This window comes from Pseudomonas sp. P4_C8 (genome assembly GCF_056401975.1).
This window is the reverse complement of record NZ_JBFUIH010000013.1, coordinates 34,139-46,819: the sequence shown is the minus strand read 5'-3', so window position 1 is coordinate 46,819 and position 12,681 is coordinate 34,139. Positions and strand designations below refer to the sequence as shown.

General features: G+C 59.9%; 14 protein-coding genes. 6 read left to right on the top strand and 8 right to left on the bottom strand.

Annotated elements, in window-relative coordinates:
• Positions 1-3 precede the first annotated feature (3 nt).
• Positions 4-327 carry a DUF3392 domain-containing protein gene (locus AC1DWM_RS10605; RefSeq protein WP_007945509.1) on the top strand — a complete coding sequence of 108 codons (324 nt, stop codon included), beginning with the start codon at positions 4-6 and terminating at the stop codon, positions 325-327.
• A gap of 125 nt (positions 328-452) precedes the next feature.
• On the opposite strand, the gene trmB is transcribed toward AC1DWM_RS10605, so the two are convergent.
• The 4 genes from trmB to AC1DWM_RS10585 all read right to left on the bottom strand — a co-directional run bounded on the left by trmB (position 453) and on the right by AC1DWM_RS10585 (position 2,705).
• Positions 453-1,178: a tRNA (guanosine(46)-N7)-methyltransferase TrmB gene (gene trmB, locus AC1DWM_RS10600; protein ID WP_007945510.1), complete on the bottom strand. Its 726-nt coding sequence runs from the start codon at positions 1,176-1,178 to the stop codon at positions 453-455.
• Between the two features lie 9 nt (positions 1,179-1,187).
• The gene (locus AC1DWM_RS10595) at positions 1,188-1,982 is read right to left on the bottom strand and encodes a thiazole synthase (RefSeq protein ID WP_150767690.1); all 795 of its coding nucleotides are present in this window, start codon (positions 1,980-1,982) and stop codon (positions 1,188-1,190) included.
• 60 nt (positions 1,983-2,042) lie between these two features.
• Positions 2,043-2,243, bottom strand: a complete 201-nt coding sequence (thiS, locus tag AC1DWM_RS10590; RefSeq protein WP_008026157.1) for a sulfur carrier protein ThiS — start codon at positions 2,241-2,243, stop codon at positions 2,043-2,045.
• Positions 2,244-2,333: 90 nt separating this feature from the next.
• Positions 2,334-2,705 carry a DUF423 domain-containing protein gene (locus AC1DWM_RS10585; RefSeq protein ID WP_477795164.1) on the bottom strand — a complete coding sequence of 124 codons (372 nt, stop codon included), beginning with the start codon at positions 2,703-2,705 and terminating at the stop codon, positions 2,334-2,336.
• 74 nt (positions 2,706-2,779) lie between these two features.
• Here AC1DWM_RS10585 and mtgA point away from each other — a divergent pair, with 74 nt between their 5' ends.
• The gene (mtgA, locus tag AC1DWM_RS10580) at positions 2,780-3,502 is read left to right on the top strand and encodes a monofunctional biosynthetic peptidoglycan transglycosylase (RefSeq protein WP_223518003.1); all 723 of its coding nucleotides are present in this window, start codon (positions 2,780-2,782) and stop codon (positions 3,500-3,502) included.
• A 101-nt stretch (positions 3,503-3,603) separates the two neighbouring features.
• Here the strand turns inward: mtgA and rpoH are convergent, their stop codons facing one another.
• The 4 genes from rpoH to ftsY form a co-directional block, all read right to left on the bottom strand.
• Positions 3,604-4,458 (bottom strand): RNA polymerase sigma factor RpoH, encoded by an 855-nt coding sequence (gene rpoH, locus AC1DWM_RS10575; protein ID WP_007897890.1) that lies wholly within the window; start codon positions 4,456-4,458, stop codon positions 3,604-3,606.
• A gap of 112 nt (positions 4,459-4,570) precedes the next feature.
• On the bottom strand, positions 4,571-5,596 hold the full coding sequence (gene ftsX / locus AC1DWM_RS10570; protein ID WP_223517999.1) for a permease-like cell division protein FtsX: 1,026 nt from the start codon (positions 5,594-5,596) through the stop codon (positions 4,571-4,573).
• Positions 5,593-6,264 (bottom strand): cell division ATP-binding protein FtsE, encoded by a 672-nt coding sequence (ftsE, locus tag AC1DWM_RS10565; RefSeq protein ID WP_007945516.1) that lies wholly within the window; start codon positions 6,262-6,264, stop codon positions 5,593-5,595. Before ftsE ends, ftsX begins: the two co-directional genes overlap by 4 nt.
• On the bottom strand, positions 6,261-7,835 hold the full coding sequence (gene ftsY / locus AC1DWM_RS10560) for a signal recognition particle-docking protein FtsY (protein WP_477795163.1): 1,575 nt from the start codon (positions 7,833-7,835) through the stop codon (positions 6,261-6,263). Before ftsY ends, ftsE begins: the two co-directional genes overlap by 4 nt.
• A gap of 344 nt (positions 7,836-8,179) precedes the next feature.
• Between ftsY and AC1DWM_RS10555 the strand changes: the two genes are divergently transcribed.
• The 4 genes from AC1DWM_RS10555 to AC1DWM_RS10540 are packed head-to-tail and all read left to right on the top strand — an operon-like array spanning position 8,180 to position 12,680.
• Complete coding sequence (locus tag AC1DWM_RS10555) at positions 8,180-9,535, top strand: M16 family metallopeptidase (RefSeq protein ID WP_223517993.1); 1,356 nt, start codon at positions 8,180-8,182, stop codon at positions 9,533-9,535.
• Complete coding sequence (locus AC1DWM_RS10550; RefSeq protein WP_223517991.1) at positions 9,528-11,018, top strand: M16 family metallopeptidase; 1,491 nt, start codon at positions 9,528-9,530, stop codon at positions 11,016-11,018. Before AC1DWM_RS10555 ends, AC1DWM_RS10550 begins: the two co-directional genes overlap by 8 nt.
• Positions 11,018-11,629 carry a 16S rRNA (guanine(966)-N(2))-methyltransferase RsmD gene (gene rsmD / locus AC1DWM_RS10545; RefSeq protein WP_140664229.1) on the top strand — a complete coding sequence of 204 codons (612 nt, stop codon included), beginning with the start codon at positions 11,018-11,020 and terminating at the stop codon, positions 11,627-11,629. The genes AC1DWM_RS10550 and rsmD overlap by 1 nt, the downstream gene beginning before the upstream one ends.
• A 55-nt stretch (positions 11,630-11,684) precedes the next feature.
• Positions 11,685-12,680, top strand: coding sequence for a hydrolase (locus AC1DWM_RS10540; protein ID WP_477795162.1), 996 nt, complete (start codon positions 11,685-11,687; stop codon positions 12,678-12,680).
• Position 12,681 lies beyond the last annotated feature (1 nt).

Below are 12,681 nucleotides of genomic sequence, written 5' to 3'. Positions count from 1 at the left end.
CGAATGGATTTGATACTCGACCTGCTCGCCACTGTGTCCCGCTGGAGCCGCAGCAACTTATCGGAAATCGCCCTGGCCTTGGTGGGCTGCCTGCTGGTGCTGTTCGGTTCGGATTTCAAAGGCTGGGTCGAGCAACGCCTGGGCAGCATTGCCGGCGCCCTGCGCGTCCCGCTGATGGCCCTGCTGTGCTTGATCGGCAGCGGCGCCGCGTTGATCTACGCCACGCCGTGGATCGTCAAAGGCCTGGGTCAGTTCAACAACTACAGCCTTGCTCCGGTGTTGTTAGTGGTGCTGGTGCTCATCGGTGTCGTCGCCGACCGCCGCTGAACTTTGGCTACACCCAAAACAACTGTAGGAGCCGAGCTTGCTCGCGATGGCGGTTTAACAGTCAGCATACATGTTGAATGTTATGGCCTCATCGCGAGCAAGCTCGGCTCCTACAGATTTTAAGCTCAGGACTGTTTTTCGAACTTCAGGTCCCACACGCCATGCCCAAGACGTTCGCCGCGGCGTTCGAACTTGGTGATCGGGCGTTCAGTCGGACGCGGGACGCACTTGCCGTCTTCGGCAAGGTTGCGATAGCCCGGGGCGACGTTCATCACTTCCAGCATGTACTCGGCGTACGGTTCCCAGTCGGTGGCCATGTGCAGCACACCGCCGACCTTCAACTTGCTGCGCACCAATTCGGCGAATGACGCCTGAACGATACGGCGCTTGTGGTGACGGCTCTTGTGCCACGGGTCCGGGAAAAACAGCATCAGGCGATCGAGGCTGTTGTCGGCGATGCAGCGATTGAGCACTTCAATCGCGTCGCAATCATAAACCCGCAGGTTAGTCAGGCCCTGTGTCAGCACACCATTGAGCAGCGCGCCAACACCTGGACGGTGAACTTCCACGCCAATGAAATCCTGTTCCGGCGAGGCCGCTGCCATTTCCAGCAGCGAATGGCCCATGCCGAAACCGATTTCCAGCGAGCGCGGCGCCGAACGGCCGAACACCTGATCGAAGTCCACCGGCGCGTCGGCCAACGGCAGCACGAACAGCGGCGTGCCCTGCTCCAGACCTTTTTGCTGGCCTTCAGTCATGCGCCCGGCGCGCATCACAAAACTCTTGATGCGGCGGTGTTGGCGTTCTTCGCCTTCTTCCGTCTGGATTGGCGTGTCGTTTGATTCAGTCATCAATGGCTCTTACTTGATCAGACCATCCAGCGGCGAGGAGGCGCTGGCATAGAGTTTTTTCGGCATGCGGCCGGCGAGGTAGGCCAGGCGACCTGCAACGATGGCGTGTTTCATGGCTTCAGCCATCATGACCGGCTGCTGGGCATGGGCGATGGCCGAGTTCATCAGCACCGCTTCGCAGCCCAGTTCCATGGCGATGGTGGCATCGGAAGCGGTGCCGACACCGGCATCCACCAGCACAGGAATCTTGGCTTCTTCGAGGATGATCTGCAGGTTGTACGGGTTGCAGATCCCCAGGCCCGTGCCGATCAGGCCGGCCAGCGGCATGACCGCAATGCAGCCGATTTCCGCCAGTTGACGGGCAATGATCGGGTCATCGCTGGTGTAGACCATCACATCGAAACCTTCCTTGACCAGCACTTCGGCGGCCTTGAGGGTTTCGATCACGTTGGGGAACAGGGTTTTCTGGTCGGCCAGCACTTCCAGCTTCACCAGATTGTGGCCGCCGAGCAGCTCACGGGCCAGGCGGCAGGTGCGCACAGCCTCGGTAGCATCGAAGCAACCAGCGGTGTTAGGCAGGAAAGTGTAGCGATCCGGCGACAGGACTTCGAGCAGGTTCGGTTCGCCCGGGTTCTGGCCGAGGTTGGTGCGGCGCACCGCGAACGTGACGATCTCGGCACCCGAGGCTTCGATAGCCAGGCGGGTTTCTTCCATGTCGCGGTACTTGCCGGTGCCTACCAGCAAACGCGACTGGTAAGTACGACCGGCCAGGACGAAGGGCTTGTCGCTACGAACGATGCTCATGGGAAATCCTCTGTAGGGGTGAGGTTCTTGCAGAATTCTGTGCCCTGGCGGGCTGCACGGCTAGCCGCCGCCGATGGCGTGGACCACTTCGACGCTGTCGCCATCGTTCAGCGTGGTGTCGGCATGCTGACTGCGCGGGACGATATCCAGATTGAGTTCAACCGCCACCCGGCGTCCGGTCAGTTCCAGACGGGTCAGCAGGGCCGCAACGGTTTCACCGTCGGGCAGTTCAAGGGATTCGCCGTTCAACTGAATGCGCATACCGAATGCCGCCATCATTTTTAGGGGCTGGCATTCTAGCCCGATCAGTCTTGGCGACCCAAGCCATTCGTCATGAAATGGACCACCCGGTCAGCTCAACCGCCAAGCGGCAAGCCCCAGGCACACCCAGCCCACCAGGAATGCGAGCCCGCCGAAGGGCGTGACGATCCCCAGCTTGCTGACGCCGGTCAGGGTCAGCAGGTACAGACTGCCGGAAAACAGCAGGATGCCGATGGCAAACGAGGCCCCGGCCCACGTGATCAAACGCCCTGGAATCTGCGTAGCCAGCAGCGCCACGCCCAGCAATGCCAGGGCGTGCACCAGATGGTAGGTGACGCCGGTGTGGAATATCGCCAGGTACTCGGGGGTCAGACGGTTTTTCAGGCCATGTGCGGCGAACGCGCCCAAGGCAACGCCGGTGAAACCGAAGAAAGCGGCCAGCATCAAAAAGCCACGCAGCATGAAGAACTCCAGTCAGACTCGATCAACAGGGTCTGTATAATGGCCCGCTCAACGGGTTCGGCCAAGCCATCTCTATGCTGCGTATATTTTTGCGACGATTCACAAAGGCCGTGCTCTGGTTCGCGGGTGGCAGCGTATTGCTGGTGCTGATTTTTCGCGTGGTGCCGCCGCCGGGAACGGCGTTGATGGTCGAACGCAAGATCGAATCCTGGTTCGACGGCGAGCCGATTGACCTGCAACGGACCTGGAAGCCATGGGATGAAATCTCCGATGACCTGAAAGTCGCGGTGATTGCCGGTGAGGATCAGAAATTCCCTGAACACTGGGGCTTTGACTTCGGCGCGATTCAGGCGGCACTGGCTCATAACGAACTGGGCGGTTCGATTCGCGGTGCCAGCACGCTGAGCCAGCAAGTGTCGAAAAATCTGTTCCTGTGGTCTGGCCGCAGTTGGTTGCGCAAAGGCCTGGAAGCCTGGTTTACCGGATTGATCGAAGTGTTCTGGCCCAAACAGCGGATTCTTGAGGTGTATCTCAACAGCGTCGAGTGGGATGACGGCGTGTTTGGGGCAGAGGCTGCGGCACGGCATCACTTTGGTGTGAGCGCTAAAAGCCTTAGTCGTCAGCAATCGAGCTTGCTGGCCGCCGTATTGCCCAACCCGCGAGTGTGGAGCGCGAGCCATCCGACCAACTACGTCGCACGACGTGCAGGCTGGATTCGGCGGCAGATGAGTCAGTTGGGGGGTGACAGTTATCTGGTTGGCCTCAATGATTCGCGCCGGGCACCTTGGTCTCAATAACTCGACGCCCCTACAGGGGGCTGTGGTGTGGCAAAAATATTGGGCACACACAAAAACGCCCCGATCAATGATCGGGGCGTTTTTTTTTGCCGGTTCGCAGGTTATGCCGCAATCGACAACTTGAGCTTGTTCATCGCGCTCTTCTCGAGCTGACGGATACGCTCGGCCGACACGTTGTACTTCTGCGCCAGGTCGTGCAGCGTGGCTTTCTCTTCAGCCAACCAGCGCTGATAAAGGATGTCACGGCTGCGGTCGTCCAGCACTTCCAGTGCTTCGTGCAGGTTGTGGTTGGAGTTGTCGCTCCAGTCAGCATCTTCCAGTTGACGGGCCGGGTCGTACCGGTGGTCTTCCAGATAGTTGGCTGGCGACTGGAAAGCACTGTCGTCGTCCGCTTCCGCGGCCGGGTCGAAGGCCATGTCATGGCCAGTCAGGCGACTTTCCATCTCACGGACTTCCCGCGGCTCTACGCCGAGGCTTTCCGCCACACGGTGGACTTCCTCGTTATTCAACCAGGCCAGACGCTTCTTCTGGCTGCGCAGGTTGAAGAACAACTTGCGCTGAGCCTTGGTGGTCGCGACTTTCACGATGCGCCAGTTGCGCAGGATGAACTCGTGGATTTCCGCCTTGATCCAGTGCACCGCGAACGAAACCAGACGCACACCCATTTCCGGGTTGAAGCGCTTGACCGCCTTCATCAGGCCGACGTTGCCTTCCTGAATCAGGTCAGCCTGAGCCAGACCGTAGCCGGAATAGCTACGGGCGATATGTACGACAAAACGCAGGTGGGCGAGCACCATCTGCCGAGCCGCCCCCAAATCCTGCTCATAATAGAGACTCTCGGCCAGTTCACGCTCCTGCTCCGGCGTCAGCAATGGAATGCTGTTCACGGTGTGCACATAGGCCTCCAGGTTCGCACCCGGGACCAGAGCATATGCAGGTTGCAAAGAATTGGTCATGCGAAAAAACCTCCCACTTACAAACTCGTGCAGTTCAGCACTGCGAAAATTGACCGGAAACCGAAAGACAAGTTCCCATAAACGCTGAAAGGTCAATACGAGCAAAATGATACTACTTAGGCGCAAGCTCCCTCAGGTGGCGTGCGACTGCAATCCATGCACCGATATACCCCAACAGCACCGCGCCAAGCAAGAGAGACAGACCGTCGGCAGCTGGCACTCCGGCCAGCGCAAAATCACTGCCGTACAAACCGGCCAGCCCAACCACCGATTCATTCAGCCAGTTCAAGCCAAACGCCAGTACACCCCAGGACAGCATCCCCGCACCGAAGCCATAAAGTGCGCCCATATACAGAAAGGGTCTGCGCACATAGCTGTCAGTGCCGCCGACGAGTTTAATCACTTCTATCTCTGTGCGGCGGTTTTCAATATGAAGACGAATGGTATTGCCTATCACCAAAAGTAATGCAGAAACCAGCAGCACGGTCAGACCGAAGACAAAACGGTCGCCCAGCTTGAGGATGGCGGCCAGACGCTCGACCCAGACTAGATCAAGTTGCGCCTGTTGTACCTTCGGCAGCTCGGAAAGTTTTTGTCTTAATGCTTCAAGCGCAGGCTTGTCGACTTCCTTCGGCGTCACCAGAACCACGCCAGGCAACGGGTTTTCCGGCAATTCCTTGAGCGCGTCGCCCAAGCCGGACTGCTGCTGAAACTCTTCCAGCGCCTGATCGCGACCGACATATTGCGCATCCGCTACGCCCGGCATGCCTTTGATCTGCTCGCGCAACGACTCGCCCTCAGCGGGGCTGGCTTCCAATTGCAGGTACAGGGAAATTTGCGCCGCACGCTGCCAGGAACCGCCCAGCCGCTCGACGTTACTCAGCAAAAGTGACAGCCCCATCGGCAAACTCAGAGCAACGGCCATCACCATGCAGGTGAAAAAGCTGCCTATGGGCTGCTTGCCCAAGCGACGCAAGCTGTCCAGCAGACTCGCGCGATGGCTTTCGACCCAGGCGCGGAACAACGTGGCGAAGTCCGGGCCGTCGTCATCGTCGTCGTGTTTTTTCTTTTGCGGTTGCGGATCGGCAGCCTTCGGGGCTACGCGTTCGGAAACTTTGGGGCTGCGTGTCGCACTCATTCGGCAGCCTCCCCGTCGCCAATCAATCGACCACGCTGCAGCGTCAGCATGCGGTGGCGCATACGGGCGATCAGCGCCAGGTCGTGACTGGCGATCAGCACACTGGTACCCAAGCGATTGATGTCTTCGAACACGCCCATGATTTCGGCGGCCAGACGCGGGTCGAGGTTACCGGTCGGCTCATCCGCCAGCAGCAAGGCCGGCCGATGAACGATGGCGCGGGCAATGCCGACGCGCTGTTGCTGACCGGTGGACAGGTCGCCGGGGTACAAATCGGTTTTGTCCGACAGCGCCACTCGCTCCAGGGCCGAATCCACGCGCTTGACGATCTCGGCCTTCGACAGGCCAAGGATCTGCAAGGGCAGCGCGACGTTGTTGAACACCGTGCGATCAAACAGCAATTGGTGATTCTGGAAAACCACGCCGATCTGCCGGCGAAGATAAGGAATCTGCGCGCTGCTGATGGTGGCGAGGTCCTGGCCGGCCAACAGCAATTTTCCAGTGGTCGGACGCTCCATCGCCAGCAATAGACGCAACAAGGTGCTTTTACCGGCGCCGGAATGCCCGGTTACAAACAAGAATTCGCCCCGACGGACTCGAAAGCTCAGCTCATGCAAGCCGACGTGACCGTTCGGGTAGCGTTTACCGACCTGTTCGAAACGAATCATGAACGCTCCCGCTCGGCAAACAGTGCCTGGACAAAGGGTTCTGCTTCAAAGGTACGCAAATCGTCGATGCCTTCACCGACGCCGATATAGCGGATCGGCAGGCCAAACTGCTTGGCCAGGGCAAAAATCACCCCACCCTTGGCGGTGCCGTCGAGCTTGGTCAGCGCCAGGCCAGTCAGTGCGACGGTCTGGTTGAATTGTTTGGCCTGGTTGATGGCGTTCTGGCCGGTGCCGGCATCGAGCACCAACAGCACTTCGTGCGGCGCGTCGGCGTCAAGCTTGCCGATGACCCGGCGAACTTTTTTCAGTTCTTCCATCAAATTGTCTTTGGTGTGCAGTCGACCGGCGGTGTCGGCGATCAGTACATCAATGCCGCGGGCCTTGGCCGCCTGAACGGCATCAAAGATAACCGATGCCGAGTCGGCGCCGGTGTGCTGGGCGATGACCGGGATCTTGTTGCGTTCGCCCCAGACCTGCAATTGCTCGACCGCTGCGGCGCGGAAGGTGTCACCGGCCGCGAGCATGACTTTCTTGCCTTCAAGCTGCAGCTTCTTCGCCAGTTTACCGATGGTGGTGGTCTTGCCGGCGCCGTTGACGCCCACCACCAGAATCACGAACGGCTTGTTCTGCGAGGTGATTTTCAGCGGTTGCTCGACAGGTTTGAGCATGGCGGCCAGCTCGGCTTGCAGAGACTTGTACAGTGCATCGGAGTCGGCCAGCTCCTTGCGTGCGACCTTTTGGGTCAGGCGCTGGATGATCACCGACGTGGCTTCGACGCCAACGTCGGCGGTCAGCAGACGGGTTTCGAGGTCTTCGAGCAGCTCGTCATCGATGGCCTTTCTGCCCAGAAACAAGCTGGCCATGCCTTCGCCGATGCTGGCGCTGGTCTTGGACAGGCCTTGCTTTAGGCGGGCGAAGAAACCGGCTTTGGATTCTTCTGTACGCGGCGACTCGACGGGCGTTTCAACGGGAGCGACGACCGGTGCAGGTGCCTGCACTACCGGAGCAACCGGAGCAACCGGAGCAACCGGAGCAATGAAAGCAGGAACCACAGGCTCTGCAACAACCGGCTCAGGCTCGGCCACTACAACTGGTGCTACAACCGGTTCAGGCGCAGCCACGACGACTGGCGCAACAACCGGCTCAGGCGCAGCCACAACGACTGGTGCTACAACCGGTTCAACCACCGGAACCTGAACGGGCTCAGGCGCAAACGCGGCCGGAGCAGGAATCGGCGGCGTAATGTGCGGCGCCAATTCATCTTCAACGAATGCCACTGGCTCTTCGGCCACCGGCAACGTCAGCCAGGGTTCGGCAATCGGTGTCAGGGACGCTTGGGTAACGACTTCGGCAACGAGATCAGGCTCGACCACCGGTTGCAGCACCGGTTCGGCGATGGGCAAGACAGTCGGCGCGAGCGCTTCTTCTATAACCGGTGCCGGCGTGGGCTCAGGAAGTGGCTGTGGCTGTTCGACGACGGGTTCCTGCGGCTTTTTGCGCAGCCATCCGAACAGGCTTTTCTTCTCGCCAGCCGCAGCTGGGGCTTTCTTGTCGTCGTTGGAACCAAACATGGAGGACGGCTATCTCACAGTAGCGGCGCGCCCAAGGGCGCCCCGGCAAATAAATATTCGATGCAGAACAGACTGCGATTGATCCAGCTTGTTCACCCGCAACATTTTGTCGAGGTGAAAAACGCACCTCAAAGGTCGACTAATTCGAAGGACTGGAACGGCATCGTCGGCGAAAACACAGAGTTTAGCTATCAAACTCAAAGCTTGCGTCGCAAACCCAAACAACCTGCTGACCGATCAAAGGCCTGATAGGCGTGGCCGCCAGTAAAACGGATCAGTATCCTAGCACCCTCTCGCCCGCTGACGCTAAGACCAAGCAGGCAGCCCAACAGGTTTAAAAAAGAATGAATGCTCTAGCCCGCCGCGCTGCTGGCCTGCTGCTCAGCACAGTTTGCCTGCCACTGTCAGCCTTCGCTGCCGATCCACAACCCACCCACGAATTCACTCTCGATAACGGCCTGAAAGTTATCGTGCGCGAAGACCATCGTGCGCCGGTGGTGGTTTCCCAGGTCTGGTACAAGGTCGGTTCCAGCTACGAAACACCGGGGCAGACCGGTCTTTCCCATGCCCTCGAGCACATGATGTTCAAGGGCAGCGAGAAAGTCGGCCCCGGTGAAGCCTCGCTGATCCTGCGCGACCTCGGCGCTGAAGAGAACGCGTTCACCAGCGACGACTTCACGGCTTACTATCAAGTGCTGGCCCGCGATCGTCTGGGCGTGGCCTTCGAGCTGGAAGCAGACCGCATGGCCAGCCTGCGTCTGCCGAGTGACGAGTTCGCCCGCGAAATCGAGGTCATTAAAGAAGAACGTCGCCTGCGCACCGACGACAAGCCGACGTCCAAGGCCTACGAACGCTTCAAGGCGATGGCTTACCCGGCCAGCGGTTACCACACGCCGACCATCGGCTGGATGGTCGACCTGGACCGCATGAAAGTTGAAGATCTGCGCCACTGGTACCAATCCTGGTACGTGCCGAACAACGCCACGCTGGTGGTGGTCGGTGACGTAACCCCGGACGAGGTCAAAGTCTTGGCCCAGCGTTATTTTGGTCCCATCGCCAAACGCGATGTACCCCCGGCGAAAATCCCCCTGGAACTGGCCGAACCCGGCGAACGCCTGATCACCCTGCATGTGCAAACCCAATTGCCGAGCCTGATGCTGGGCTTCAACGTGCCGAGCATCGCCACCGCCGAAGACAAACGCTCGGTAAACGCCTTGCGCCTGATCTCGGCCCTGCTGGACGGCGGCTACAGCGGTCGTATCCCGACGCAACTGGAACGCGGCGAAGAGTTGGTGTCTGGCGGTTCGTCGAGCTACGACGCCTACACCCGCGGCGACAGTCTGTTCACCTTGTCGGCTTCACCCAACACCCAGAAAAAGAAAACCATGGCCCAGGCTGAAGCCGGTCTGTGGAAGCTGCTTGAACAGTTGAAAACCACCGCACCGTCCGCCGAAGAACTGGAACGCGTACGGGCTCAGGTGATTGCCGGACTGGTCTTCGAGCGCGACTCGATCACCAGCCAGGCCACTTCCATCGGCCAACTGGAAACTGTCGGCCTGTCGTGGAAGCTGATGGACACCGAACTGGCCGACCTGGAAAGCGTAACGCCGCAAGACATCCAGAAAGCCGCCAAGCTGTATTTCACCCGCGAACGTCTCAGCGTCGCCCATGTACTGCCACTGGAGACGACTCATGAGTGAGCGTAAAAAACCACGTCTGGCCCTGATCGGCTTGGTCACTGTCGCACTGATCGGCTCCGCTGCCTTTTACCTTTCCAAAAGCAATGAGTCCAAAGCCAGCGAAGCACTGGACAAAGCCAAGTCCAGTCAGAAGCTGCAATCGCTGGCGGAACTCGACGGCAAGGCACCGAGCCACCGCGCCCTTGACGTACAGACCTGGAACACCGCCGAAGGCGCCAAGGTTATGTTCGTCGAAGCCCGCGAGCTGCCGATGTTCGACATGCGCCTGATCTTCGCCGCTGGCAGCAGCCAGGACGGCGATGCAGCGGGCCTCGCCACGTTGACCAACGCGATGCTCAACGAAGGTGTGGCCGGCAAAGATGCCGGCGCCATCGCTGAGGGCTTCGAAGGCCTGGGCGCTGACTTTGGCAACGGTGCATTCAAAGACATGGCACTGGTTTCATTGCGTAGCCTCAGTGCCGTGGACAAGCGTGAACCGGCCCTGAAGTTGTTCTCTGAAGTCATTGGCAAACCGACCTTCCCGGCCGACTCCTTCGCACGCATCAAGAACCAGATGCTCGCCGGCTTCGAATACCAGAAGCAAAACCCCGGCAAACTGGCGAGCCTGGAGCTGATGAACCGTTTGTACGGTGATCACCCTTACGCCCATGCCAGTGACGGTACGGCGAAATCCGTTCCAGCGATCACCCAAGCTCAGTTGAAGGCGTTCCACGAGAAAGCCTATGCGGCTGGCAACGTGGTGATTGCGCTGGTCGGTGACCTGTCCCGCGCCGAGGCGGAGGCGATTGCCGCGCAGGTCTCCAGCGCGCTGCCAAAAGGCCCGGCACTGACGAAGATCGCGCAGCCGGAAGCCCCCAAAGCCAGCGTCGGCCACATCGAGTTCCCGTCCAAGCAAACCAACCTGATGCTTGCGCAACTGGGCATCGACCGTGATGATCCGGACTACGCCGCACTGTCCATGGGCAACCAGATCCTCGGCGGCGGTGGTTTCGGCACCCGCCTGATGAGCGAAGTGCGCGAGAAACGCGGACTGGCGTACGGCGTGTACTCGGGTTTCACCCCGATGCAGGCGCGCGGCCCGTTCATGATCAACCTGCAGACTCGCGCCGAAATGAGCGAAGGCACGCTGAAACTGGTACAGGACGTGCTGGCCGACTACCTTAAAACCGGCCCGACGCAAAAAGAACTCGATGACGCCAAGCGTGAACTGGCCGGCAGCTTCCCGCTGTCCACCGCCAGTAACGCCGATATCGTCGGCCAATTGGGCGCCATGGGGTTCTACAACCTGCCGCTCAGTTATCTGGATGATTTCATGCGTGAGTCCCAGAGCCTGACCGTCGAGCAGGTCAAAACCGCACTGAACAAACACTTGAGCACGGACAAAATGGTCATCGTCAGCGCTGGCCCGACCGTGCCACAAAAGCCGTTACCGGCCCCATCTGATAAACCTGCCGAGCAGCCGCTCGGGGTTCCGGAGCATTAATGGCCACGCGTCCTAAAAAACCTGTTCACAACGTCCATAACGGCGTGAATCAACTGCGCATCATTGGCGGCGAATGGGGCAGCCGAAAGCTGAGCTTCCCTGATGCCCCGGGCTTGCGCCCGACGCCAGACCGGGTGCGTGAAACCCTGTTCAACTGGCTCGCGCCTTATGTTGCGGGCGCCAAGGTGCTGGACCCGTTCGCCGGCAGCGGCGCACTGTTTCTGGAAGCCCTGTCCCGTGGCGCGGCCATGGGCCAGGCGCTGGATGCCAGCAACATCGCGGTCGCCAGCATCAAGGAGCATCTGGGCACACTGCGCTGCACTACCGGCCAGATTCAGACAGCCGATGCCCTGCGCTACCTGGAAACCCAGACAGCCACGGCCTACGACCTGGTGTTCCTCGACCCGCCGTTTAACCAGAACCTGCTGCCAAGCGTCTGCACGCTGCTGGAAGAGCGTCAGTGGCTGGCCAACGAGGCCTGGATCTACACCGAAAGCGAGAACGCGCCGTCGTCCCTCGGCTTGCCAGGCAACTGGCGCCTGCACCGCGAGCAGAAATCCGGGCGGGTTTACTACGCATTGTGGCAACGTATGGCAGAGATCGCCGGTTAATCGACCGGCCTGAAAAGGTGCGCACCCGTTGCGCACCGCTGCATCGAGAGTAATCGTGTCCCATCCGCCAGACCGCTTCACCCCCGCCTTGGGCCTGGGCAACCCGCACTTGCAAACCTTGTGGGGACCGCTATGGCGCAAAACCACGCACATTGAACGCGAGCGCGAACGCTTGTGGCTCGATGACGGCGACTTTCTCGACCTTGACTGGCATGGCCCACACAGCGCGGCGGCACCGTTGGTGCTGGTGCTGCACGGACTGACGGGGTCGTCGAATTCACCTTATGTGGCCGGCGTGCAAAAGGCACTCGCCGCCCAAAGCTGGGCCAGTGTCGCGCTGAACTGGCGCGGCTGTTCGGGCGAGCCGAACCTGTTGGCCCGCAGCTACCATTCCGGTGCCAGCGAAGATCTGGCCGAAGTCATCAGGCACCTGCGGGCCAAACGCCCCTTAGCGCCACTTTATGTGGTGGGCTATTCCCTGGGCGGCAATGTCTTGCTCAAGTACTTGGGTGAGTCCGGCAGTGACAGCGGCGTGGCCGGTGCGGTGGCGGTGTCTGTGCCGTTTCGCCTGGACCACTGTGCCGATCGTATCGGCCAGGGCTTTTCCAGGGTCTACCAGGCGCATTTCATGCGCGAGATGCTCGCCTACATCAAGAACAAACAACGCAAGTTTCAACATGACGGACGCGAAGATGGCCTGGCGGCATTGGCGGCACTCGGTTCGCTGGAGAACATGCGCACCTTCTGGGATTTCGATGGCCGGGTCACGGCACCGTTGAATGGTTTTATCGATGCCGAGGATTACTATCGCCGCGCCTCAAGTCGTTATTTCCTTGGTGAGATACGCACACCGACTCTGATCATTCAGGCGGCCGACGACCCCTTCGTCTTCCCCCACAGCCTGCCGCAAGCCGACGAACTGTCCGCCTGCACGCAACTCGAATTACAAGCCAAAGGTGGGCATGTTGGTTTCGTCGATGGCTCGTTCAGGCAACCGGGTTATTACCTGGAACGGCGCATCCCGCAGTGGCTGGCAGCCGCGGGTCGATAGT